This window comes from Rhodococcus sovatensis, from assembly GCF_037327425.1.
Lineage (GTDB): Bacteria > Actinomycetota > Actinomycetes > Mycobacteriales > Mycobacteriaceae > Rhodococcoides > Rhodococcoides sovatense.
On record NZ_CP147846.1, the window covers coordinates 3,880,492 to 3,902,896 of the forward strand.

Sequence of the window (22,405 nt, forward strand, 5' to 3'; positions counted from 1 at the left end):
GCACGAAAAAGCCCGACCCCACCGAAGTGGAGTCGGGCTTTTTTCGAGAGAGACGGACTCAGAAGTCCATGCCGCCCATGCCACCGGTCGGGTCGCCCGCGGGCGCTCCGGCCTTCTCTGGCTTGTCGGCGACGACGGCCTCGGTGGTGAGGAACAGAGCCGCGATGGACGCTGCGTTCTGCAGTGCCGAGCGGGTGACCTTGACCGGGTCGTTGATGCCTGCAGCGAGCAGGTCCTCGTACTCGTTGGTCGCGGCATTGAGGCCGTGACCTGCGGGCAGGTTGGAGACCTTGTCCGCGACAACGCCGGGCTCGAGGCCTGCGTTGAATGCGATCTGCTTGAGCGGAGCGGACAGCGCGACGCGAACGATGTTCACGCCGGTTGCCTCGTCACCGTCGAGCTTGAGGTTGTCGAGTGCAGGCGCTGCCTGGAGCAGAGCCACGCCGCCACCGGCGACGATGCCTTCTTCGACGGCTGCCTTGGCGTTTCGCACAGCATCTTCGATACGGTGCTTGCGCTCCTTGAGCTCGACCTCGGTTGCCGCTCCGGCCTTGATGACTGCAACGCCACCGGCCAGCTTGGCCAGGCGCTCCTGCAGCTTCTCACGGTCGTAGTCGGAATCGGAGTTCTCGATCTCGGCGCGGATCTGGCTGACACGACCGGCGATGGCGTCGGAGTCGCCCGAGCCCTCGACGATGGTGGTCTCGTCCTTGGTGATGACGACCTTGCGTGCCTGACCGAGCAACTCGAGTCCGGCGGTCTCCAGGGAGAGGCCGACCTCTTCGCTGATGACCTCGCCACCGGTGAGGATGGCGATGTCGGCGAGCTGCGCCTTGCGACGGTCACCGAATCCGGGAGCCTTGACGGCAACGGACTTGAAGGTGCCACGGATCTTGTTCACCACGAGGGTGGAGAGAGCTTCGCCCTCGACGTCCTCGGCGATGATGACGAGCGGCTTGCCCGACTGGATGACCTTCTCCAGCAGCGGCAGCAGGTCCTTGACCGTGGAGATCTTGGAGCTGACGAGCAGGATGTACGCGTCTTCGAGGACGGCTTCCTGACGCTCTGCATCGGTGGCGAAGTATGCCGAGATGTAGCCCTTGTCGAAGCGCATGCCCTCGGTCAGTTCGAGCTGCAGGCCGAAGGTGTTGGACTCCTCGACCGTGATGACGCCTTCCTTGCCGACCTTGTCCATTGCCTCGGCGATGAGCTCGCCGATGGACGGGTCGCCTGCGGAGATGCCAGCGGTAGCAGCGATCTGCTCCTTGGTGTCGATCTCCTTGGCGGAAGCCAGCAGCGACTCGGTGACGGCTGCAACAGCCTTCTCGATGCCGCGCTTGAGGCCGAGCGGGTTCGCGCCGGCTGCGACGTTGCGCAGGCCTTCACGAACGAGTGCCTGAGCGAGAACGGTAGCGGTGGTGGTGCCGTCGCCTGCGACGTCGTCAGTCTTCTTGGCGACCTCCTTGACGAGCTCGGCACCGATCTTCTCGTAGGGATCTTCGAGCTCGATCTCCTTGGCGATGGAAACACCATCGTTGGTGATCGTGGGAGCTCCCCACTTCTTCTCGAGCACGACGTTGCGACCCTTGGGTCCCAACGTCACCTTTACTGCGTCGGCGAGGGCGTTGAGTCCTCGCTCGAGGCCACGGCGTGCCTCTTCGTCGAACGCGATGATCTTGGCCATTGCGAAGTGATCCTCCGGATTGGGGGTGACACGCAGAACGAAACGTGTGTCGTCTCGCTCATCTGCACTTGCTCGGCCGAGTTCGGTGCCCGCGACGGACGACCAGGGGTGTCGATGATTCCCAGCCTCACCGTCCCGACCTGGCACTCACAAGGCGCGAGTGCCAACTGCATTTCTAGCACTCGCCCATGCCGAGTGCAAGGTCGATCGTGAGTGTTCGCCGAGGGCGCACCCCGCGACCGGATCTAGGCGCCGAGCAGATGCTCACCACCCCAAGTCCGTTTTCACCCACTGTTTACACCCGAACGCTTTGTTTACACCCAACGCCTTTCCTTGCGCGATGGAAGGGAAATACCGTTCGGGACAGGAGCATTGGAGCATCCACTAATTCGGACAATTCACCCTGGACTCACTTAGGCAGCGAGGAATCACATGTCCGATTCGGTCGACACCACCTACGACAACTCGGCGATGGACCACGAGGAGGAGGGCTATCACAAAGGCCTGAAGCCCCGTCAGCTTCAGATGATCGCGATCGGCGGAGCCATCGGTACCGGTCTATTCCTCGGAGCCGGCGCACGACTCGAAAGCGCAGGCCCCGGCCTCTTCCTCGCCTATGCCTTATGCGGGCTCTTCGTCTTCTTCATCCTCCGCGCCCTCGGAGAGTTGGTACTGCATCGTCCGTCGTCGGGATCGTTCGTCTCCTACGCTCGCGAGTTCTTCGGCGAGAAGGCGGCCTTCGTCGCGGGCTGGATGTACTTCCTGAACTGGGCGATGACAGCCATCGTCGACGTCACCGCCATTGCGACGTACATGCACTACTGGGGCTCGTTCGAGGTGATCCCGCAGTGGGTCATCGCACTCATTGCGCTGGTTCTCGTCATGAGCCTCAACCTCATCTCCGTCAGGTGGTTCGGTGAGATGGAGTTCTGGGCGGCGATGATCAAGGTGATCGCGCTCGTGACGTTCCTGATCGTGGGCATAGTCTTCCTCGCCGGACGCATTCCAGTCGGGACCGAGATGCCTGGAATCAGCCTGATCACCGACAACGGCGGGTTGTTCCCGTCGGGTGCGTGGCCGCTGGTCATCGTCATCTCGGGTGTCGTCTTCGCCTATGCAGCCGTCGAGCTCGTCGGTACGGCCGCAGGTGAGACAGAGAACCCTGCCAAGATCATGCCCCGGGCCATCAATTCGGTCATCGCCCGCATCGCACTGTTCTATGTCGGCTCCCTCGTCCTGCTCGCACTGCTCCTCCCCTACACCGCGTACTCGGCGGGCACGTCTCCGTTCGTGACGTTCTTCTCGAGCATCGGCCTCGGCGGCGCAGGCACGATCATGAACATCGTCGTGCTGACAGCCGCGTTGTCGAGCCTCAATGCGGGTCTGTATTCGACGGGTCGAATCCTGCGTTCGATGGCGATGAACGGCAGCGCCCCCGAATTCACCAAGAAGATGACCAAGGGCGGCGTGCCCTTCGGAGGCATTCTGCTGACCTGCTTCATCACACTGTTCGGCGTCGCCCTCAATGCAATCGCGCCGGGTGAGGCATTCGAGATCGTGCTGAACATGTCAGCCCTGGGCATCATCGCGAGCTGGGCAACGATCGTGCTTTGCCAGATCCAGCTCTACCGATGGTCCAAGAAGGGAATCCTCGAACGACCGAAGTTCCGGCTGTTCGGCGCCCCCTACACCAGTTACGCGACGCTGGTGTTCCTGTTCGGTGTCCTCGTGCTGATGGCATTCGACGCACCGATCGGTTCGTGGACCATCGCGACACTCGTCGTCATCATCCCGGCGCTCATCGGCGGCTGGTACCTGGTCCGTGCCAAGGTCCTCGCGGTGGCCGAAGAGCGTCTCGGGTACACCGGCAACTACCCTGTCGTCGCCAACAGGCCACTCGAGGACGACGAATTCAACACCTGACGAGTCCGACGCTAGTGATATCGGCGTAGAACGCCTCGCAGCCCCGCCCCGAAGGGAGACCTCCGGGGCGGGGGTTCGGGAGCGGGGGCGGCAAGCGCACGGGCAACCGCGTCGCTCAGTTCCTTGCACGTCGAATACCGGTCCCCTGGGTCCTTCGCCAACGCTGTCGCGACGACCCCGTTCAGCCCCTTCCTCAGCGTCGTTCGACGCTCGGTCACCACGGGAGGAGATGCGTTGAGGTGAGCATCCGTGATCGCCAGCGCGGTCGACAACGGGTAGGGCGGCTTTCCGGTGAGCAGTTCCACCAGCGTCGCTCCGAGCGCATAGATATCCGTCGCCGCCGTCAGCGTCTCCCCTCTCAGCAACTCGGGGGCGGCGTATCGAATGGACGCCATGACGGTCCCACCAGTCGCGAGCGGCGTCGAATCGTCGAGTAGCCTCGCAATACCCCAGTCGGACAACAGGACCTGCTCGTATCCGTCCGGCCGCGCTTCGGTGCTGATCAGAATATTCGACGGCTTCACATCACGGTGAAGAATGCCGCACGAGTGGGCGTAATCGAGCCCCTTTGCCACTTCGCTGATGATGCGGGCTGCACGGACCGGCTCCAACGCGATCTGTCCCCGCGCCACCAAACGTGCTGCGCTGTAACCCTCGACGTAGTGCATCGACATCCACAACTGGCCTTCGCACTCTCCGTGCGCGTGCACCGACACGATGTTCGGATGGTGCAGCCTCCCCGCGATCTCGGCTTCGCCGACGAACTTGGCTCGAAGCCGTTCGCTCTGCGAGGCTTCACTGTTGAGGATTTTGAGCGTCTCACGGCCCGCAACCAGGTACACCTCGCTCATGCCGCCTACCCCGAGCAGACGCTCGACGGTGTACCCGGCGAAGGAATCACCCGGCACCAGGCGGCCGCGCGTCACGGTAAGACCGGTATACGTGGTTGCCGCACGAAGAAAACAGTAGTGGGAGGACAGTCCGTCAGCGACTCGTGCGATTCACCGGGTTCGCATGCATACGGTAGGTCGGCTACGGTTATCCATGGCACTTGACCATATACAGCGAAAAGTACGAGAACCGAAAGTGGTCGGCCCGGCACGGTCGCCGCACCTCGAACCGAGTGGCCAAGCGTCGGCCGCCGCCCACGATTCGCATACGAAATTGTGAGGACGGAAGCGCCAGTGAGTTCAGAAAAGAAGCCCAACGCAGTCAAGGAAGCGTGGGCTGGCCTTCGTAAGCCAGTTTTCATCCCAGCGTCCATCATCATCTTCGCGATGATCGCGTTCTCCGTCATCTTCGCGAGAACAGCCGAAGGCGCCTTCGAATCGCTCAACGCCGCAATCACCGATGGTGTCGGGTGGTGGTACATCCTCAGCGCAACCGGGTTCGTGGTCTTCGCCATCTACTGCGGCGTGAGTCGTGTCGGCAATATCCGGCTCGGTCGCGACGACGAGAAGCCTGAATTCGGAGTGCTGTCGTGGTTCGCGATGCTGTTCAGCGCAGGCATGGGCATCGGTCTGGTGTTCTACGGCGTTGCCGAGCCTCTGTCGCATTATGTCGTTCCGCCTGAGGCCGGGGGTGTCGCAGGGTCGACCGATCCCGCTGCCAATCAGGCGATGGAGCTGACACTCTTCCACTGGGGTCTGCATGCGTGGGCCATCTACGTCGTCGTCGGACTCGGCCTTGCCTACATGACCTACCGCAAGGGACGTCCGCTCTCCATCCGCTGGCTTCTCGAGCCACTGCTGGGACGTAAGCGGATCGAAGGTCCGATCGGACACGCGATCGACACCATCGCAATTGTCGGTACGTTGTTCGGCGTCGCTACCTCGCTCGGATTCGGCGTCCAGCAGATTTCTGCAGGACTGGAGTACCTCGGGTGGGTCGATACCAACAACTGGTCCACTGTCATTCTCATTGTGTTCGTGACCGGCCTCGCGACGTTCTCCGTTGTGTCCGGTGTCTCCAAGGGACTCAAGTGGCTGTCCAATATCAACATGGGGATGGCTGCAGGCCTTGCGCTGTTCGTCCTGATTCTCGGACCGACGCTGTTTCTCCTGCAGTCCTGGGTTCAGAACCTCGGCGGTTATGCCCAAGCGCTCCCCGAGCTGATGCTGCGCACCTCGCCCTTCTCCGACGACGGCTGGGCCGGTTCTTGGACCATCTTCTACTGGGGATGGTGGATGAGCTGGGCGCCGTTCGTCGGCATGTTCATCGCCCGTATCTCGCGCGGTCGCACCATTCGCGAGTTCGTGTTCGGCGTGCTTCTGGCACCGACCGTCATCGGCTCACTGTGGTTCACCATCTTCGGTGACGCCGGCATTCTCCGGCAGCGCGAACAGGGTGACATGCTCGTCGACGGAGCAGTCGATACCAACACCAGCCTCTTCCAGCTGCTCGACGGGCTCCCGCTGGGGATCATCACCAGCGTGCTGGCCATTCTGGTCATCGTGTTCTTCTTCGTGACGTCGTCGGACTCGGGTTCGCTCGTCATCGACATCCTCTCCACCGGAGGCGATCTCGATACCCCGAAGATCACTCGGATGTATTGGTCGGTTCTCGAAGGCGTCGTCGCAGCGATTCTGCTTCTGATCGGCGGGGCCGGCTCTCTCACTGCCCTGCAGACGATGTCGATCGCGACGGCTGTACCCTTCTCGATCATTCTGGTATTGGCCTGTGTGTCCATGCTCAAGGCGTTCCGCTACGACGTCGCGACGACGCCACGTTACGTACGGGTCACCCAGACCTCGACGGCGACCGATTCCGAAGAACCCGTCGACATTCCGTCGACGACGTCGGGCGAAGCCGTTCGAACCCCCAAACGCTTTCGGGGAGCTGGGATCTCGTCGACGTTCGCAGGCCTGAGTCCGTCACGGGTGGGAGTCCCCGAGTCCAACGAGGGCGACGTTGTGCTCGCGGTGCACGAGGTGCACAGCGAGTCGCTGGAAGTGCATCCGGAGACCGGAGAAGTCGAGTACTCGGCGAGCAGCGGACCTGTGGATCCGCTGGGCGGAGAGGTGTTCGACACCCAGGAGTTCGCGGATTCCCATGAGGGACAAACGCACCCGAACTCGTAGAGGCACCGAGTAAGTAGACGAAGGGGTCCGGCGCATGCCGGGCCCCTTTTCAGGTCTCGGCCAGGTTTGTCTCTGCCCAGATGGACAGTTCATGTAGAGCCGGCAGCAGCGCGCTTCCAGACCGCGTCAACCGATACTCGACGGAGATCGGCGGCCCCTCGTCCACGTTCCGTTCCACGAGGCCGGCACGCGTGAGCTCCCCCAGCCTCTCGGACAGAACCGAATCACTGATGCCTGCCACCGACCGCCGCAGCTGCGAGAAGCCTGTAGGGCCGTTCATGAGCGTCGCGAGGATGATCCCGTTCCATCGTTTGCCCAAGAATTTGAAGGCGCGGGCAAGCGCACCGTCGCACGCGCGCACGTCATGCACTTCACCGCTCGCCATACGCACCATCCTACCGAAGTGCTACTGTCTGACGTGTCACTTCGTTTTTGCTAGCGACTTCAGAAAAGAGCACTGACTGCCATGTTCGTTGCAACCGTGATCGTTTCGATCTTCCTGGCATTCGCGCTCGCGATGTCGGCTGTAGGCAAGCTGACCAAGAGTGATTCCGTCATCCCTGGCATGGAAAAAGTCGGCGTACCCGCTGACAAGATCCCCGTCCTCGCGTACCTCGAAATCGCTGGTGCGATCGGACTCGCGGTCGGCCTCTTCTGGTGGCCTATCGGTGTCGCGGCAGCCATCGGAGTGATTCTGTACTTCGTCGGTGCCGTCATCGCACACCTGCGGGTCAAGGACATTTCCGGCATCGGCCCGGCGGCATTCCTCGCTGTCATCGCAATCGCCGCGCTCGTTCTACGCCTGCTGACCGTCTGACCAGTCGTACTGCATCTGCCGCGCGGTGAGCGTCGCAACCTCGGCGCTCACCAACCGCGCAACCAGATGAAGGGCGAGATCGAGGCCGGCACTGATGCCGGCCGACGTCGCGATGTCACCGTGATCGAGGTACCGAACGTCTTCGCGGACGTCGAGTTGCGGCCACTGGCGTCGGAGATCGTCGATGTCTTCCCAATGCGTCGTCACCGGTCGCGAATCCAGAACCCCAGCCTGGGCAAGCAAGAATGCACCGGTACACACCGATCCAATCAATTCTGTTGTCGTAGAGCGTCTCTCGATCCAGGAGATCACCGGGGCATTCGCCGACACTCCACCGACGACGCCCCCGGGCACCAGGACGACGTCGTAGTGACGCTCGTCCGCGATCGTGGTGTCGACCGCGATTCGCATACCCCCTCGCGCGCGGACAGGGCCCTCGTCGATGCCGACCAGCACGACGTCGAAAGCTGGTTCCCCGCCGCTCTTCGTCGTGACTCGGTTCGCCACCGAGAAGACCTCGAAAGGTCCACAGGCGTCGAGAACCTCGACGTCGTCGAACAGCAGAATCGCCAGCGAGCGCGTCATACCAGAGGATCCTAGCGGCACCAGGTCAGCTGGGAATCGCTCAACTGGAGGAAGTCGACACGATGATCGGCAACATCACGGCCGCCATGACCGCGGCGTTGACGTCCTGGACCGCCTTCCGCACAGCCGCACTTGCCCATTCACCTTCGGCGATCTGCTTGGCCCGTGCCTTCGCCATCTTCTTGTCGACGCCCGGCAGAACCTTGGGCACGGCATCGATTGCCGATACCAGGGAAATCAACGCAGATATCTCTGGCGTCGGGGTCGTACCGTCGATGATGGAGCTACCGATCCACTGACGAGCCCAGTTCTTTCGTGTCGCATCCTGGGCGGGCCAGCTGGTCGTCGGGAAGAGTCCGAGGATCTTGTCGTGCCTCTCGGTGACGAAGCCCTGCTGTGCGAGCCGAAATCCGATTTCTTTGTGCAGGTTCTTCTGCAGCTTCTCGATCGCCTTCTGCGGCTTCATCGGATTCCCCTGGCTACCGATGAGCGCGTGCGCTCGCGCGAGAAGCGGATCCGGTGGCGGTGGGCCGGACACCACCAGTCGGCCGTCCTTGACCTGCTCACCCTTGACGGTGATGCGAACCGAACCGTTCATCGCCAGTTCGAGCACCAGACCACCGGCAAGCACGCGAGGGAATTTGGTGCTGTCGACTATCGGCTTTCCGCTGTTGTCGTCGACAAGAAGCAGGAACACGTCCTCAGCGATAAGGGTCATGTCCCGAGGGTACCCACGACGTAGGGGTAGGAGACCTCGATCATCTGCTCGAGGACACCGACGTCGACATCGGCAAGTGTGTTGATGTACAGACAGCCAGCGCCAGCCTTGTGCTTGCCCAGCGTGTCGAGCAGCGCCTTCGAATCCGGAGCATACGTGAGGCCGTAGACGGCGAGCGACGATTTTCTCGGCGAAAACCCCACCGCCAGTGCATCACCCTCACGGCCGGAAGCGTAGCGGTAGTGATAGGCACCGTAGCCGACCATCGACGGGCCCCACATCACTGCGGGTTGTCCGGTTATGCGTGCGAATGCCTCGTGTAGCGCGAGCCCGTCCGCGCGGCGCACCGGATGTTCGACGGTGTTCAGCCAGGTGAGGGCATCGACGTCGCTCGGCTCGGTCTTGTTCTTGCTCATGTCAGTTCAGGTATCGCTGCCAGTTCGGCGGCACCAGATCCTGCGGCCCCGGAGTGGGTTGATCGAGCGGATGATGCTGCGGCGGAGCAAGATCCGGTCCGTCGTACATCTGCTCGTCGGCGTAGCTGTAGTACCAACTCTCGCCGGGCTCGAAGCTCCGGATGAACTGGTGGCCCGTGCTCTCGGCGTGCTTGCTCGCATGTTGCGACGGCGACGAATCACAGCACCCGATGTGCCCGCACTGCGCACAGCGCCGGAGGTGGAACCACCAGCCCTTGGTGTCGGTACATTCGGAACAGCCCGACCCCGACGGTGGTACCTGGGTATCGATGCCCGGAATCGGCTCGCTCATCAGTCTTCCTTCACTGCAGGTTCGACGGGTAATCGGACGATGAATCTGGTGTTGCCAGGCTCTGATTCGACGTTGAGATCCCCCTGATGCTTCTTGACGACGATCCTCCACGAGATGTCCAAGCCGAGACCTGTTCCTTCACCCACCGGCTTGGTGGTGAAGAACGGCTCGAAGATTCGGGACTCGATCGCGTCGGGCACTCCGGGACCGGTGTCACAGATTTCGATCTGTACCTGCTCGTGATCGAGAACGGTACGCACGGTGAGGGTTCCGACTCCGTCCATCGCCTGAACTGCGTTGTCGATGAGATTGGTCCACACCTGGTTCAACTCGGCTGCGTAGGCGGGGATCGGCGGTACCGCTGGATCGTATTCCTTGACGACGGTGATGTCGTCCCCGATCTTCCGAGCGAGCATCACCAGTGTGCTGTCGAGCAATTCGCGAATGTCGACGGTCTGATAGGGCGCACGGTCCATCTGCGAATACTGTTTCGCAGCTCCCACGAGCGTGGACACCCGCGTCGTCGAATCGGCGATCTCGTTCATCAACAACTCCGTTTCCACGGTGTAGTTGAGCCACCTGATCGCACCTTCGAGAGTCTTGGACTCGTCGACCGTCGCAGCCACCTTCTCGAGCCACGCCACGTCGAGGCCCGCCTGCACGAACGTCGGCGCCAAATCCCAACCACCCGCGATGTCGTGATCGTCGAACCAGTCACCGAGCTCGTCCTCCCGGTCCGACGCCTCGAGCGGCGTCAGCTTAGGTGCCTTCGCGACGAGTTCGACGGCTTCTTCCTGCAGCTCGACGAGCGAGGTGAGAGACGTGGGATCGAGCGAACCGTTCGCGATCATCTTCAGCTTCTGACGCATGTGCGCGACGCGGTCACGCAGCGCCGACGTCGCCCGAACTGCTGCTGCCGCAGGGTTGTTGAGCTCGTGGGTCAGCCCTGCCGACAACGAACCCAACGCCAGCAACCGTTCCCGCTGATCGACGATCTGCTTGGTATTGCGAGCACCGATGAACAAGCCCTCCAACAAGTGGAGTGCCATCGGAAACCACTCTGCGACGATCTCGGCGAAGCAGTCCGCGTCGAGCACGAAGAATCGCGAAGGCTCGGTCACCCGAAGCGAACTCGGATACACCTGCGGGACCCGCTCTCGCAGATACGCCTGCCACGCACCGGCATAGACGCCGCGTTGCGAGGTCCGGCTGATCACCAGATCCTCGCCACCGGACAGCTTGGACAGAACCAGCGAGCCTTCGATCAGCACGTAGAAGCAGGTCGCCGGCTCACCTTCGGCGAACACCGGACCCGGCTCGATGATCTCCACGTGGCCTTGCCTGCACAGTTCCTCGAGCTGATCGTCGCTCAGCTTCTCGAACAGGAAGAGTGTCTTCAGCTCCTCCGGGCTACACGAGAGCTGCGGGTCGGTCATGGGTTGGCCAGGTATCTGTGTACGAGCATCACTGCCATCGCTCCTTCTCCCACCGCCGACGCGACACGTTTCGCCGAATCGGACCGCACGTCTCCCGCCGCGAACACACCGGGAACGCTGGTTTCCAAGTGGTGCGGCAGCCTGTCGCGATCCCACCCCGAAGGACCTCGTCCGTCGACCACGAGATCTGGCCCGGTGACGACGAACCCATGTTCGTCGCGTACGACGAAACCGTCGAGCCACTCGGTTCGGGGTGCCGCACCGATGAACAGAAACAGATATTGCGCGGCTACCGTCTCCTCGGAGTCCGTCGCTCTGTTGTGCAACGTAATCGACTCGAGGTGATCGTCACCGGCGACGCCGACGACCTCGGTACGCGTGCGCACACTGATCCTGGGGTGCTCGTCGATCTGCTTGATCAGGTAATACGACATCGACGCCTCGAGCGACTGCCCCCTGATCAAAATCGTCACCGACTTCGCCCCACGCGCCAGATAGACCGCGGCCTGTCCGGCAGAATTGGCGCCGCCGACAATATAGACGTCCTGTTCCGCGCAGCGCGCAGCTTCGGTCATCGCCGAGCCGTAGAACACGCCTCTGCCGGTGAAGTTCTCGATTCCAGGCGTCGCCAATTGTCGATATGCCACGCCCGTCGACAGGATCACGGTCTGCGCGTCGATACTGCGACCGTCTGCGAATCGGACCGTCCGAGCCGAACCGTTGGCTTCCAGGCCGACGACATCCTGCGTCGTCACCACCTCGGCACCGAACTTGAGTGCTTGTCGACGCGCCCGCTCGGCCAGCTGAGCACCGGAAACGCCGTCGGGAAATCCGAGGTAGTTCTCGATGCGAGAACTCTGGCCGGCCTGACCGCCCGTCGCCGTCCGCTCGATGAGCGTCGTACGAAGTCCTTCCGACGCTCCGTACAGCGCTGCACCCAACCCCGCGGGACCACCGCCGATGACCACGAGGTCGTAGAACTCACCCGACGGAGTCGTCGTCAGCCCGAGGTGTTCGCCGAGCTCGGAATCGGACGGTGCGCACAGCGCCTTGCCCTCGGAGGTGACGACCACGGGACAGTCCGTGTCGTCGACACCCGCGGAGGTCAGCAGGCGAGCGCCTTCCGGTTCGTCGGACATGTACCAGCGATACGGAAGCTGGTTACGAGCGAGAAATTCGCGGACCTCCGAGGACCGAGCCGACCAGCGGTGCCCGACAACCTTGGTTTCCTCGATCGGCCGATGATCCGAGGAACACCACGCGTCGAGTTGGGCGTCGAGCACGGGGTAGAGCTTTTCCTCGGGAGGATCCCATGGCTTGAGGAGGTAGTAGTCGAGGTCGATGACGTTGATGGCGTCGATCGCGGCGTCGGTGTCCGCGTATGCGGTCAGCAGCACGCGTCGCGCCTGGGGGTACAGGTCCATGGCCTGTTCGAGGAATTCCATGCCGTTCATCTGAGGCATGCGGTAGTCGGCGAGCAGGATTGCGACAGGGTGGCCGCGCAGTTTGAGTTCCTTGAGAGCATCGAGTGCTTGAGCACCGGACTCCGCCCGGATGATGCGGTAACTCTCGCCGTAATGACGACGGAGATCACGTGCGACGGATCGAGATACACCCGGATCGTCGTCGACGCTGAGGATTGCAGGCTTCATGACCCTCCCGGTCGGGCTTCTACTTGGTTACAAGTATGCCGCTGCGGGGACGAGCCTGCGAGGGTCTTAGATCTGACCTCTCATGATCATGTCGATTTCGCGGGCCGTCAAGAGCCGCTCGAGCTTCTCACTCGGCCACGTACGTGGGCTTCCGCTCATCCGTGCCGAATCGAGTAGCGGCACCGACGAGCCTGGACGAGAAAAGATCGAATGAAGGTTCACGATCGATCACTCCGAACAAATTCTGGTTGTGGCCTGGTTCCTCGTTCGTTCTATCGACCAGTGTTCGCCTCTCGTTACCGGTTGTGCGTGAGGCGCGCGGGAACGAGTTTCTTCAGTGTCCTCGGTGGGTACAGGCAGGACCACTACTGTGAATCGGGGGCAGAAATGAATACATCGGCATCCGGAGCCGTCGAAAACGTCCAGAACAGTGACCTCTTCGAGAAGGCGGCCCGCGCCGGGCACTTCGTCAGCGGTTTGCTGCATATCCTGATCGGCTACATCGCGATCCGACTCGCATTCGGCCAAGGCGGAAACGCCGACCAGTCCGGCGCGCTCGCCGAACTCGGAAGCAGGCCCGGCGGGTCGATCGCCCTGTGGGTCGCCGTCCTGGCGTTCGTGGCGCTGGCGCTGTGGCGCGTGATGGAAGCAATCGTCGGCAAGAAGTCCGACGAGGACGCGGGCAGCGTGACGGACCGCCTCAAGGCCGCGTCGCTCGCCGTCGTCTACATCGCCTTCGCTTGGTCGACGTACGGCTTCGCGAGCGGATCCGGTGAGTCGAGCGGCCAGCAGAACGCAGGTATGACTGCCCAGCTCATGGAGACCACACTCGGCAAGCTCGTGCTGATCGTCGTGGGCCTCGTCGTCGTCGGAGTAGGCGGCTACCACGTATACAAGGGCGTGTCGAAGAACTTTCTCGACGACCTCGAGGGGTACAGCGGCAAGGCGGTCGAGCGTCTCGGTATCGCAGGCTACGTGGCGAAAGGGATAGCGCTGATCGGCGCCGGTGGCCTCGTGGTCGCCGCGGTGTTCACCTCCGACCCGAGCAAGGCGACGGGTCTCGACGGGGCGATCAAGACATTGGGCTCACAGCCGTTCGGCCAGGCGTTGCTCGTCGCCGCCGGGATAGGGATCGCGCTGTACGGGTTGTACGCGTTCGTGCTCGCGCGCTACGCGAAGATGTGACTCGTTACCAGTAGAGCCGGCTGGAAAAGTGAGCAGGAAGCCACACTTGCGCTGTTATCACGTGGGATCCCACGTTATTTCGGCGCAACTGTGCCACCAGGCTCATTCATCCCCAACTGCGACCGCTATCCACAGGGAATTTCGTTCCCCAGGTCGGTCGCAACGGCAACACTCCCGCCCAGCCGATGCTCATCCGCATGCATCCACATGGCGTCGCGACTCGCGCCGAACTCCTCGCGGCCGGAATACCGAACAGCACCATCACACGCAGGTATCACCGCATCCTTCCAAAGATCTACAGCGCGGAAGAACCCACGCGCATCGCCCGCTGCTATGCCGTGACTCTGTGGCAACCCGGTGCGTTGCTCAGTCACCGCACGGCAGCGTGGCTGTACGGGTGGGTGTCCGAGTCCCCCGGCGTCGAAGCCACCATCCCACCGAAGTCGAGCGCCCCTTCGACTTCGTGGCTGACCGTCTACCGCCGCGAGATACCGGACCGCGAGACCACCGAAGTTCAGTGCTTACCTGTCGTAGGTCGAGAACGCGCGCTGATCGACTGTTGCGCAGTCATGGCCCCGGCGGATGTGTCGCGAATAGTCGACGAACGGCTCGCAGCCGAAATCGATGTCGATCGTTTGCGGGCGTTGATTCGCAACAGTCCACGACGACGAGGCAATGCGCGCGCACTGGACCAGATCGACAAAGCCGCGGTGGGGTTCGCGTCGGAACCAGAGCGGGTGCTCGATCGAACGCTGATCCAGCTCGGATTGAGACTGCAGACGAACGTGTGGGTGGGCAGGTACATCTGCGACTTCGTGGACGAGTTGGCCAAGGTGATCATCGAGGTCGACGGTCGGGCGTACCACAGCGCCCCGGAAGTGTTCACCAGCGATCGCACGCGCCAGAACGAGTTGCAGCTCGACGGGTGGCTGGTACTGAGATTCTCTGCGGTCGACGTGATGGCGCACCCCGAGAAGGTTGCCCGGCAAATTGCCGAGGTGGTACGCCGACGCCGCGCTGCCCGTAGGTAATGGGCACGTCCGTTTCGCCGAAACCCACACCATTTCGGCGCAACTGTTCCACCATGCCTATGAGCCTGGCTAGGCTGTGACGAATTGTGTGTGACGCCTGGTTGCACTCACCGATCTCGGAGGTACGCGTGAGCAAGACCCTGGAAGCCAGCATCGACGTCGACGCCAGCCCGGAACAGGTATGGAAGATCGTGTCGGATCTGAAGCGCATGGGCGAATGGAGTCCACAGTGCAAGAAGATGAAGGTTTTCGGCGGTGATGTTCGCAAAGGAACCACCACGCTCAACGTCAACCGCAAGGGATTCCTCGTATGGCCGACCACTGCGAAGGTGGTCGAGTTCGCCCCCAACAAATCCATCGCGTTCCGGATAGTCGAGAACAAGACGATCTGGTCGTACACCCTCACCCCGAACGGCACCGGGACCACCGTCGTCGAGAAGCGCGAGGCACCGACGGGCACCAGCGCAGTCTCTGGCTTTCTCGTCAGCAAAGTCCTCGGCGGCACAGAGCAGTTCGACGTCGAGCTGATCGACGGAATGAACGAGACCCTCCGTCGGATCAAGTCGGAAAGCGAACTCGCCGCGAAGTGATGTTTGCCGGTTGACCTTTGCGGTAATTCCCCCTCAGCATCATTCGCGGCAAACAAGAGGGGGTACCACATGTTGGGCCTAAGCATCATCGGCTGGATCATCATCGGCGGACTCGCCGGCTGGATCGGCAGCAAAATCATGAAGACCGATGCTCAGATGGGCATCATCCTGAACATCGTCGTCGGAATCATCGGTGGACTGCTCGGCGGCTGGATTCTCAGCTCCTTCCTCGACGTCGAGGGCGGAGGCTGGATCTTCAGCTTCCTGACATGTCTGCTTGGCGCGTGCATCCTTCTGTTCCTCGTCAAGTTGGTCGCGGGTCGCTCGAAAGTCTGACCTAAGCGCGCATCGCAACTGCCGGGGCTTCTCACGTACTGTGTGAAGCCCCGGCAGTGTCCGTTGAGGAACCTGCACGTCGATCAGCACTAGGAGCGAAGTGGCCCGCCGTCCCACCCCGATCGGTCAACCGCCCCGCAGCGGCATTGCGCACGTCGCCGACCTGGTGAAAGAGAGCGTTCCCCCGCTGCATCCAGCTGGATTACCGTTCGTTGCCGGGCCGCTGGCAGTCGCCGCGCTCGGTCGCAGACACAAGTGGATCCGTCGCGCAGGGCTCACCGCCGCTGGCGCGTGCGCAACGTTCTTCCGGCACCCGAGTCGTGTTCCTCCCAATCGGCCCGGTGTCGTGGTGGCACCGGCGGACGGGCTCGTCACGCTTGTCGACACGGCAGTTCCCCCGGCAGAACTCGATCTCGGCACCGACGCCGTACCACGGGTGAGCATTTTCCTGTCCGTTCTCGACGTGCACGTACAGCGTGTGCCCGTCGGCGGCCAGGTCCTCGAAATCGTTCACCGCAAGGGGCAGTTCAAGTCCGCTGACTTGGCCGAGGCCAGCGAAGTGAACGAGCGAAACAGTATGCACATTCGGACACCGTCCGGTCACGACGTCGGCGTCGTACAGATCGCCGGTCTCATCGCTCGACGGATCATCAACAACGCGAAGGTCGGCGACACACTCTCGATCGGCGACACCTACGGGCTGATCCGATTCGGGTCACGCGTAGACACATACTTCCCGGCCGGGACCACACTGCTGGTCGAACGCGGTCAGCGAGCGGTCGGCGCCGAAACGGTGCTCGCCGAGCTACCTCAGTAAAGGGTCTTCAAGGATGATCACCAGACGCGCCCGGCCACCCGCTGCTGTCCGATTGTTGCCCTCGGTAGTCACCATCCTCGCGCTGTGTGCGGGGCTGTCGGCGGTGAAGTTCGCCCTCGAAGGGCAGCTGGGCTTCGCTCTCGCCATGATCGGTGCGGCCGCGATTCTCGACGCGCTCGACGGACGAATCGCTCGACTGCTCGACGCCACCAGCAGGATCGGCGCCGAATTGGATTCGCTGGCCGACGCGATCTCCTTCGGCGTGGCGCCCGCGCTCGTCCTGTACGTGACGCTGTTGGAGGGTTCGAGCACCGGGTGGATCATCGCGCTCGTCTACGCGGTCGCCATGGTGCTGCGCCTCGCTCGGTTCAACACGCTTCTCGAAGAGGACGACACCCCCGGATACGCGAGCGAGTTCTTCACCGGTGTGCCCGCACCGGCGGGGGCTCTGATCGTTCTTACTCCCATCGCCGCGTTTCAGGAATGGGGCGACGGTTGGTGGGCGTCGTTCTACGTGGTGTGCGGGTGGACCGTGTTCACTGCCGCCCTCGCGGTCAGCCGCATCCCGACCCTCGCCTTGAAGACGGTGTCGGTACCGCCACGTATGGCCGCTGCGTTGCTGATCCTCGTCGCACTGGCAGCAGCTGCGTTGATCACCTTCCCGCTGGTGCTGCTGATGGTGCTGGTCGCGATATACCTGGCGCACATACCGTTTGCGGTCCGCTCGCAACGCTGGGTGGCTGCGCGCCCGTACACCTGGGATGCCAAGCCTGCCGAACGACGCGCAGAACGACGCGCGATTCGCCGCGCTCCCGGCAACAACCGACGTTCCGCCGCCCGACTCGGTCTTCGTAGGCCGAAGACCCCGCTGTGACGACGCCGGAGCTGGTCCTGACAGCTCGGTTGAATACCTCCGCGGCCGATGCCAGACGAGGTGTCGTGCGGCTGCATCCCGAAGTGCTTGCCGCACTCGGCATTCGTGAATGGGACGCCATCGCACTCATCGGTGCACGTCGTACAGCCGCGGTTGCCGGACGAGCCCCGTCGGACACGCCTCAGGGAACGGCGTTGCTCGACGATGTCACTCTGTCCAACGCAGGAATCAAGGAAAACGGCTCGATCGCGATCGCGCCGGTGACGGTGTACGGCGCAAAATCGGTGCGCCTGGCAGGCTCGACGCTTGCAGCCGGGTCGATTTCCGACAGCACGTTGCGTCAGGCGTTGCTCGGAAAGGTTCTGACCGTCGGCGACACCGTCTCGCTCCTGCCCCGCGATCTCGGCCCCGGAACGAGCACCAGCGCTGCTACGCAAGCACTGTCACGTACCTTCGGAGTTGCCTGGACCACCGAACTTCTGACGGTATCGTCGACGGACCCGACCGATGGGCCGGTCAGCGTGCAACCCAACTCGGCAGTGAGCTGGGGCGAAGCAGGGTCGCACCAGCTCACTGTCGAGCCCGTCCGCACGGTGACGACCGCGGTGCCCGTCACCGAGTTGGTGGGGGTGACCGCGCAGCAGGCGAAGCTGTCCGAGTGGCTACGGCTTGCGCTCGACGAGGCCGAACTCCTCGCGAAGCTCGGCGCGTCGCCACACCTCGGTGTGTTGGTCACCGGCCCCGCCGGTGTCGGGAAGGCGACGCTTGCGCGCGCTGTTCTGGCCGGCCGACCCGTCGTCGAACTGGACGGCCCCTCGATCGGCGCACTCGACGCTCCCGCGCGAGTGGACGCCATCTCCGCTGCCGTCGACAGCCTCTCCGGGGGTGGAGTTCTGCTGATCACCGACATCGACGCACTGCTCCCGGCGACAACGGAACCGGCGTCGACGCTCGTCCTGGATCAGCTCAGGCGCGCGGTCGACACCTCCGGGATTGCTTTCGTCGCCACTACTGCACACCCCGAAGCCACCGATGCGAGGCTTCGTGCTCAGGACCTCTGCGATCGCGAACTCACACTGTCTCTACCGGACGGCGCAGGCCGGACCGCGCTGCTCGATCATCTCCTCCGCACATCGCCCACTGACAGCCTGACGCTCGGCGAGATCGGCTCACGGACACCAGGTTTCGTCGTAGCCGACCTGGCCGCACTCGTCCGAGAAGCTGCGCTGCGGGCAGCATCCCGAGCGAGCTCGGATAGTTCGGATCCACGAATCACTCAACAGGACCTTCTCGGCGCACTCGAGGTCATTCGTCCGCTGTCCCGTTCGGGAGCAGAGGAATTGGCCATCGGGAGTATCACTCTCGACGACGTCGGCGACATGGTCGAAACCAAACAGGCACTCACCGAGGCAGTCCTCTGGCCGCTGCAGCATCCGGACTCGTTCTCGCGCCTAGGGATCGAGCCTCCCCGCGGTGTACTCCTCTACGGTCCACCCGGATGCGGAAAGACCTTCCTCGTCCGTGCGCTTGCCAGCTCAGGCCAGCTGAGCGTCCACGCGGTCAAGGGCGCCGAACTGATGGACAAGTGGGTCGGCTCCTCGGAAAAGGCTGTGCGCGAACTATTTCAACGCGCCCGCGACTCGGCACCGTCACTGATCTTCCTCGACGAGGTCGACGCGCTCGCGCCGCGACGCGGACAGAGTTCGGACTCCGGCGTCGGAGATCGGGTCGTTGCGGCGTTGCTGACCGAGCTGGACGGTGTCGAACCGTTGCGTGATGTCGTCGTTCTCGGCGCCACCAACCGGCCCGACCTCATCGATCCGGCGCTGCTCAGACCCGGACGTCTCGAACGCCTGGTCTTCGTGCCACCGCCGGATGCCGACGCACGCAAGGACATTCTTCGGGCGTCGGGCAAGTCGATTCCGCTTGCGGACGACGTCGATCTGGATTCGCTCGCCGAAGGGCTCGACGGGTACTCCGCAGCGGATTGCTCGGCCCTACTGCGTGAGGCCGCACTGACTGCGATGCGTCGGTCCATGGAGGCCACCGACGTCACCGCCGCCGATGTCGAGTTCGCGCGCCGTACTGTCCGTCCGTCGCTCGATCCCGAGCAGGTCGAACATTTGAAGGCCTACAGCGCTACGCGCTAGTGGCACGGTTAAGCGCACCCTGGTGCACTTAACCGTGCCACTAGCGGCGGAGCCGCCTACTTCCAGCGAGCAAGCAGCGTGGCTGCTTCCCCAGCGAGCGCGCCCTGGAACAGCGGCCCGAAGCTGATGCGGCCCACTCCCAGCGACGCGAAGTGCGCCAGATCGCCGTCGACGGGGTTGGCAATCGCATTGATGGGCAACGGGAGCTCCTCGGCGAGACGCGTGTAGTCCGCATCGTTGTGGAAGCCGACGGGGTAGAGCGAGTCGGCTCCTGCGTCGGCCGCAAGCTTCATGCGTGCGATTGCGCGGTCGACGCGGTCGCTCTCGTCGCCGACCTGCTTGACGAACAGGTCGGTCCGCGCATTGATGACCACGTGCACGTCGGTCGCGTCGGATGCTGCACGCAGCGCGCCGACGAAATCGGCGTGCTCCTGCGCCTCACGGAGCCGGCCACCTTCGCTGTGGACCGTGTCCTCGATGTTGAGACCGACAGCGCCCGCCGAAATCAAGCCCTCGATGAGCCGCTCGGGATCTTCGCCGTAGCCCGACTCGATGTCCACGGACAGCGGAACGTCGACGGCGGAGCTGATCTGCGAGATACGAGCCAGCAGTTCGTCGAAAGTGATGCCCTCGTTGTCCGGCTTTCCGATCGAATCGGAGACAGGGTGGCTACCCACGGTGAGCGCAGCGAAGCCTGCCGAGACAGCAAGGTTGGCCGACCACGCGTCCCACACGGTGGGGAGCACGACGGGGGTACCCGGCTTGTGCAGTTCGAGGAGGGTTGTGGCCTTCTGGGACAAGCTCGTCATTGAGGTTCCTTAGCGGTCGAATGCGGAGAACGTACGTTCTCCGCATTCCAACCTACCTGAGCCGCGCGCTACCTTCAATCGATCAGATCGAGTTCCTTCATCCGATCGAAAACCATCAACGACCCCGGAGCGACGAACGGCATCGCCGCATACTCGTCGCGCGTGAAGAAGCGAATCTCGGCGATCTCACTGGTAGGCGTAGGTTCCGACGTCAAATTCGCAAGAAAGCAATGAAGCTCCAGCGGAGTTCCCGACGGATGACCCCACGCCTCGGACTCGAACATTCCGAGGAACTGAACACCGACCACATCGGCATCGAGTTCCTCGCGAATCTCCCGATGCAATGCCTCCTCGGGGGTCTCGCCAGGGTCGATCTTGCCGCCCGCCATATAGAACGCCGCTTTCCCGACCGAGCGGGCCTGAAGCATCCGACGGTCCCGGACGAACGCCAAACCCGCAGTGCGAATCTGGTTCTTCCCGTTCATTCCGTAATTCCACTCACGCCCCAAATTTATCGCGGAATCAGCGGTTTCTCCCCGCGCACCTTCATCTGCTGAACCGCCCACGTGTTGCCGTCGGGATCGGCGAAGCCGAAGAGAGTCCCCCCGTCCCGTTCGTCGAACACAGTGATCTCCTCGCACTCCACTCCTCGGCCTACCAACTCCTCGCGCGCGGCATAGGCGTCGGCGACCACGAGCTGCAGCCCCTTGAGCGAACCGGGCGTCATCTGTTGCTGCGCCGGCAGCGTGCCGACGACGATGGAACAACCCGATCCGCGAGGAGTCAGCTGCGCGACTGTCATGAACTCGTTGACGGTCTTGTGGTCGAGGTCGAATCCGATACGGTCGCGATAGAACTCGATGGACCTGTCCAGATCCGTGACCGGGACCATCACTACTTCCAGCGTCCAGTCCATGCCCTCAGCCCTTCAAGATGACGTCGAGTCGCTCGTACCCCTCGGACACACCCTTTTCCATTCCGCTCTGCGCCATGCCGTCCCGCGACTCGAGCGACGGATATGCACTGTGTATGTCCAGCCGAGTGCGGCCGTCACCGAGGTCGACGAATGTCAGCGCCTCGATACTCACGACGTCCGGGTACCCCTCGAACTCGAAAGTCTGGATCGCGAACTCGTTTTCGCGCACCACATGGAAAACACCGTTGAAGGCGTAGCGGTTTCCCTCTGGATCGATGTGCACGTACCTGTATCTGCCACCGGTACTGAAGTCGTAGCTCTCGATCTCCATGTCGTAGCCGTTGGGGCCGAGCCACTGCTTGACGAGCTCGGGTTCCTTGTGGGCGCGAAACAAGGCGTCGACGGGTGCGTCGAACTCACGAGAGATGGCAATGAACGGCATCCCGTCGGGGAGGCTGATCGTAAGAGGATTACTCATCGTTTTCGCTCCTTCGTTGTGGACAGCAGTGCGTCGAGCTTCCTGAACTGCTGTTCGTGGATGATGCGATACCTGTCGATCCACTCGGTCAGCTCCTCGAGCCGCGCGGAATCGAGATGGACCGGCCGACGCTGAGCGTCGCGTGACCTCGTCACCAAGCCCGCGTTCTCGAGGACCTGAATGTGACGTGAAATGGCTTGCTTGCTGATCTCGAACGGTTCGGCGAGGTCGTTCACCGTGCGCGGGCCGCGACTGAGACGAGCGACGAGTGCCCGACGAACTGGATCGGCGAGTGCCATGAAGCCTTCGTCGAGCCGGTCACTGTTCGACTCCGACTCCCGCATAGTCAACTATCTCCTTTATCAACCATTTCGTTGATTACGATAGACCGCCGAGTCGCACCCGTCAACGGCAGCCGTGCCCGATTCACGCCGAATGCGGGGCATCCACCACGCAAAGTAGGATGGACACAACTTATACTCGCCGGCCGAGCACACGGCCCGTGAGCATACCTACCGTTTTGTTCGACTACTCAACGCCGCCCAACGACCACCGT

The 22,405-nt window shown here is 62.8% G+C and carries 24 protein-coding genes; 10 read left to right on the forward strand and 14 right to left on the reverse strand.

Annotated elements, in window-relative coordinates; all coding sequences use genetic code 11:
- Positions 1-58: 58 nt before the first annotated feature.
- Positions 59-1,684, reverse strand: a complete 1,626-nt coding sequence (gene groL, locus WDS16_RS17960) for a chaperonin GroEL (RefSeq protein WP_115967265.1) — start codon at positions 1,682-1,684, stop codon at positions 59-61.
- A gap of 432 nt (positions 1,685-2,116) precedes the next feature.
- On the opposite strand from groL, the gene WDS16_RS17965 reads away from it, so the two are divergent.
- Complete coding sequence (locus WDS16_RS17965) at positions 2,117-3,607, forward strand: amino acid permease (protein WP_338886554.1); 1,491 nt, start codon at positions 2,117-2,119, stop codon at positions 3,605-3,607.
- 11 nt (positions 3,608-3,618) lie between these two features.
- Here the strand turns inward: WDS16_RS17965 and WDS16_RS17970 are convergent, their stop codons facing one another.
- Positions 3,619-4,533, reverse strand: coding sequence for a serine/threonine-protein kinase (locus tag WDS16_RS17970; RefSeq protein ID WP_338886555.1), 915 nt, complete (start codon positions 4,531-4,533; stop codon positions 3,619-3,621).
- A gap of 258 nt (positions 4,534-4,791) precedes the next feature.
- Here WDS16_RS17970 and WDS16_RS17975 point away from each other — a divergent pair, with 258 nt between their 5' ends.
- Positions 4,792-6,687 carry a BCCT family transporter gene (locus tag WDS16_RS17975; RefSeq protein ID WP_338886556.1) on the forward strand — a complete coding sequence of 632 codons (1,896 nt, stop codon included), beginning with the start codon at positions 4,792-4,794 and terminating at the stop codon, positions 6,685-6,687.
- Between the two features lie 49 nt (positions 6,688-6,736).
- Here WDS16_RS17975 and WDS16_RS17980 read toward each other — a convergent pair whose 3' ends face one another.
- Entirely contained in the window at positions 6,737-7,072 is a 336-nt protein-coding gene (locus WDS16_RS17980) for a helix-turn-helix domain-containing protein (protein ID WP_338886557.1), read from the reverse strand.
- 81 nt (positions 7,073-7,153) lie between these two features.
- On the opposite strand from WDS16_RS17980, the gene WDS16_RS17985 reads away from it, so the two are divergent.
- Positions 7,154-7,504 (forward strand): DoxX family protein, encoded by a 351-nt coding sequence (locus tag WDS16_RS17985; protein ID WP_338886558.1) that lies wholly within the window; start codon positions 7,154-7,156, stop codon positions 7,502-7,504.
- Here WDS16_RS17985 and WDS16_RS17990 read toward each other — a convergent pair.
- From WDS16_RS17990 to WDS16_RS18015, 6 genes are read right to left on the reverse strand one after another with little or no spacing between them, the layout of a single operon-like run.
- Positions 7,484-8,089 carry a DJ-1/PfpI family protein gene (locus tag WDS16_RS17990; RefSeq protein WP_338886559.1) on the reverse strand — a complete coding sequence of 202 codons (606 nt, stop codon included), beginning with the start codon at positions 8,087-8,089 and terminating at the stop codon, positions 7,484-7,486. The genes WDS16_RS17985 and WDS16_RS17990 overlap by 21 nt on opposite strands.
- A gap of 40 nt (positions 8,090-8,129) precedes the next feature.
- Positions 8,130-8,807 carry a GOLPH3/VPS74 family protein gene (locus WDS16_RS17995; RefSeq protein ID WP_338886560.1) on the reverse strand — a complete coding sequence of 226 codons (678 nt, stop codon included), beginning with the start codon at positions 8,805-8,807 and terminating at the stop codon, positions 8,130-8,132.
- Entirely contained in the window at positions 8,804-9,223 is a 420-nt protein-coding gene (locus WDS16_RS18000; RefSeq protein WP_338886561.1) for a DUF1801 domain-containing protein, read from the reverse strand. Before WDS16_RS18000 ends, WDS16_RS17995 begins: the two co-directional genes overlap by 4 nt.
- A gap of 1 nt (position 9,224) precedes the next feature.
- Complete coding sequence (locus WDS16_RS18005; protein WP_338886562.1) at positions 9,225-9,575, reverse strand: UBP-type zinc finger domain-containing protein; 351 nt, start codon at positions 9,573-9,575, stop codon at positions 9,225-9,227.
- Complete coding sequence (locus WDS16_RS18010) at positions 9,575-11,011, reverse strand: ATP-binding protein (protein ID WP_338886563.1); 1,437 nt, start codon at positions 11,009-11,011, stop codon at positions 9,575-9,577. The genes WDS16_RS18005 and WDS16_RS18010 overlap by 1 nt, the downstream gene beginning before the upstream one ends.
- Positions 11,008-12,663, reverse strand: a complete 1,656-nt coding sequence (locus WDS16_RS18015; RefSeq protein WP_338886564.1) for an FAD-dependent oxidoreductase — start codon at positions 12,661-12,663, stop codon at positions 11,008-11,010. Before WDS16_RS18015 ends, WDS16_RS18010 begins: the two co-directional genes overlap by 4 nt.
- A 387-nt stretch (positions 12,664-13,050) precedes the next feature.
- Here WDS16_RS18015 and WDS16_RS18020 point away from each other — a divergent pair, with 387 nt between their 5' ends.
- The 7 genes from WDS16_RS18020 to WDS16_RS18050 all read left to right on the forward strand — a co-directional run bounded on the left by WDS16_RS18020 (position 13,051) and on the right by WDS16_RS18050 (position 19,646).
- The gene (locus tag WDS16_RS18020) at positions 13,051-13,848 is read left to right on the forward strand and encodes a DUF1206 domain-containing protein (protein ID WP_338886565.1); all 798 of its coding nucleotides are present in this window, start codon (positions 13,051-13,053) and stop codon (positions 13,846-13,848) included.
- A 197-nt stretch (positions 13,849-14,045) separates the two neighbouring features.
- Positions 14,046-14,879 (forward strand): DUF559 domain-containing protein, encoded by an 834-nt coding sequence (locus tag WDS16_RS18025; RefSeq protein WP_338886566.1) that lies wholly within the window; start codon positions 14,046-14,048, stop codon positions 14,877-14,879.
- Positions 14,880-15,007: 128 nt separating this feature from the next.
- Entirely contained in the window at positions 15,008-15,469 is a 462-nt protein-coding gene (locus tag WDS16_RS18030) for an SRPBCC family protein (protein ID WP_338886567.1), read from the forward strand.
- A gap of 69 nt (positions 15,470-15,538) precedes the next feature.
- On the forward strand, positions 15,539-15,805 hold the full coding sequence (locus tag WDS16_RS18035; RefSeq protein ID WP_338886568.1) for a GlsB/YeaQ/YmgE family stress response membrane protein: 267 nt from the start codon (positions 15,539-15,541) through the stop codon (positions 15,803-15,805).
- A gap of 100 nt (positions 15,806-15,905) precedes the next feature.
- The gene (locus WDS16_RS18040; protein WP_338886569.1) at positions 15,906-16,622 is read left to right on the forward strand and encodes a phosphatidylserine decarboxylase; all 717 of its coding nucleotides are present in this window, start codon (positions 15,906-15,908) and stop codon (positions 16,620-16,622) included.
- A gap of 13 nt (positions 16,623-16,635) precedes the next feature.
- Positions 16,636-17,496 carry a CDP-diacylglycerol--serine O-phosphatidyltransferase gene (gene pssA / locus WDS16_RS18045; protein ID WP_338886570.1) on the forward strand — a complete coding sequence of 287 codons (861 nt, stop codon included), beginning with the start codon at positions 16,636-16,638 and terminating at the stop codon, positions 17,494-17,496.
- Entirely contained in the window at positions 17,493-19,646 is a 2,154-nt protein-coding gene (locus WDS16_RS18050; protein WP_338886571.1) for an AAA family ATPase, read from the forward strand. Before pssA ends, WDS16_RS18050 begins: the two co-directional genes overlap by 4 nt.
- 56 nt (positions 19,647-19,702) lie before the next feature.
- Here the strand turns inward: WDS16_RS18050 and WDS16_RS18055 are convergent, their stop codons facing one another.
- The 5 genes from WDS16_RS18055 to WDS16_RS18075 form a co-directional block, all read right to left on the reverse strand.
- On the reverse strand, positions 19,703-20,455 hold the full coding sequence (locus tag WDS16_RS18055) for an isocitrate lyase/phosphoenolpyruvate mutase family protein (protein WP_338886572.1): 753 nt from the start codon (positions 20,453-20,455) through the stop codon (positions 19,703-19,705).
- 74 nt (positions 20,456-20,529) lie between these two features.
- The gene (locus WDS16_RS18060) at positions 20,530-20,940 is read right to left on the reverse strand and encodes an NUDIX domain-containing protein (RefSeq protein WP_338886573.1); all 411 of its coding nucleotides are present in this window, start codon (positions 20,938-20,940) and stop codon (positions 20,530-20,532) included.
- Positions 20,941-20,966: 26 nt separating this feature from the next.
- A complete protein-coding gene (locus WDS16_RS18065) occupies positions 20,967-21,371 on the reverse strand; it encodes a VOC family protein (protein ID WP_338886574.1) in 405 nt (134 codons plus the stop codon).
- 4 nt (positions 21,372-21,375) lie between these two features.
- Complete coding sequence (locus tag WDS16_RS18070; protein ID WP_338886575.1) at positions 21,376-21,849, reverse strand: SRPBCC family protein; 474 nt, start codon at positions 21,847-21,849, stop codon at positions 21,376-21,378.
- Positions 21,846-22,193 carry a metalloregulator ArsR/SmtB family transcription factor gene (locus tag WDS16_RS18075; RefSeq protein WP_338886576.1) on the reverse strand — a complete coding sequence of 116 codons (348 nt, stop codon included), beginning with the start codon at positions 22,191-22,193 and terminating at the stop codon, positions 21,846-21,848. Before WDS16_RS18075 ends, WDS16_RS18070 begins: the two co-directional genes overlap by 4 nt.
- Positions 22,194-22,405: the final 212 nt, after the last annotated feature.

What these genes read in the sequence shown, in the direction of transcription:
- WDS16_RS18035 (WP_338886568.1), top strand. Translation starts at nt 15,539, where the DNA reads ATGTTGGGCCTAAGCATCATCGGCTGGATCATCATCGGCGGACTCGCC.
- WDS16_RS18060 (WP_338886573.1), bottom strand. Translation starts at nt 20,940, where the DNA reads ATGAACGGGAAGAACCAGATTCGCACTGCGGGTTTGGCGTTCGTCCGG.
- pssA (WP_338886570.1), top strand. Translation starts at nt 16,636, where the DNA reads ATGATCACCAGACGCGCCCGGCCACCCGCTGCTGTCCGATTGTTGCCC.
- WDS16_RS18010 (WP_338886563.1), bottom strand. Translation starts at nt 11,011, where the DNA reads ATGACCGACCCGCAGCTCTCGTGTAGCCCGGAGGAGCTGAAGACACTC.
- WDS16_RS17985 (WP_338886558.1), top strand. Translation starts at nt 7,154, where the DNA reads ATGTTCGTTGCAACCGTGATCGTTTCGATCTTCCTGGCATTCGCGCTC.
- WDS16_RS18065 (WP_338886574.1), bottom strand. Translation starts at nt 21,371, where the DNA reads ATGGACTGGACGCTGGAAGTAGTGATGGTCCCGGTCACGGATCTGGAC.
- WDS16_RS18055 (WP_338886572.1), bottom strand. Translation starts at nt 20,455, where the DNA reads ATGACGAGCTTGTCCCAGAAGGCCACAACCCTCCTCGAACTGCACAAG.
- WDS16_RS17965 (WP_338886554.1), top strand. Translation starts at nt 2,117, where the DNA reads ATGTCCGATTCGGTCGACACCACCTACGACAACTCGGCGATGGACCAC.
- WDS16_RS17980 (WP_338886557.1), bottom strand. Translation starts at nt 7,072, where the DNA reads ATGGCGAGCGGTGAAGTGCATGACGTGCGCGCGTGCGACGGTGCGCTT.
- WDS16_RS18015 (WP_338886564.1), bottom strand. Translation starts at nt 12,663, where the DNA reads ATGAAGCCTGCAATCCTCAGCGTCGACGACGATCCGGGTGTATCTCGA.
- groL (WP_115967265.1), bottom strand. Translation starts at nt 1,684, where the DNA reads ATGGCCAAGATCATCGCGTTCGACGAAGAGGCACGCCGTGGCCTCGAG.
- WDS16_RS18000 (WP_338886561.1), bottom strand. Translation starts at nt 9,223, where the DNA reads ATGAGCAAGAACAAGACCGAGCCGAGCGACGTCGATGCCCTCACCTGG.
- WDS16_RS18070 (WP_338886575.1), bottom strand. Translation starts at nt 21,849, where the DNA reads ATGAGTAATCCTCTTACGATCAGCCTCCCCGACGGGATGCCGTTCATT.
- WDS16_RS18005 (WP_338886562.1), bottom strand. Translation starts at nt 9,575, where the DNA reads ATGAGCGAGCCGATTCCGGGCATCGATACCCAGGTACCACCGTCGGGG.
- WDS16_RS18020 (WP_338886565.1), top strand. Translation starts at nt 13,051, where the DNA reads ATGAATACATCGGCATCCGGAGCCGTCGAAAACGTCCAGAACAGTGAC.
- WDS16_RS18075 (WP_338886576.1), bottom strand. Translation starts at nt 22,193, where the DNA reads ATGCGGGAGTCGGAGTCGAACAGTGACCGGCTCGACGAAGGCTTCATG.
- WDS16_RS17990 (WP_338886559.1), bottom strand. Translation starts at nt 8,089, where the DNA reads ATGACGCGCTCGCTGGCGATTCTGCTGTTCGACGACGTCGAGGTTCTC.
- WDS16_RS18025 (WP_338886566.1), top strand. Translation starts at nt 14,046, where the DNA reads ATGCATCCACATGGCGTCGCGACTCGCGCCGAACTCCTCGCGGCCGGA.
- WDS16_RS17995 (WP_338886560.1), bottom strand. Translation starts at nt 8,807, where the DNA reads ATGACCCTTATCGCTGAGGACGTGTTCCTGCTTCTTGTCGACGACAAC.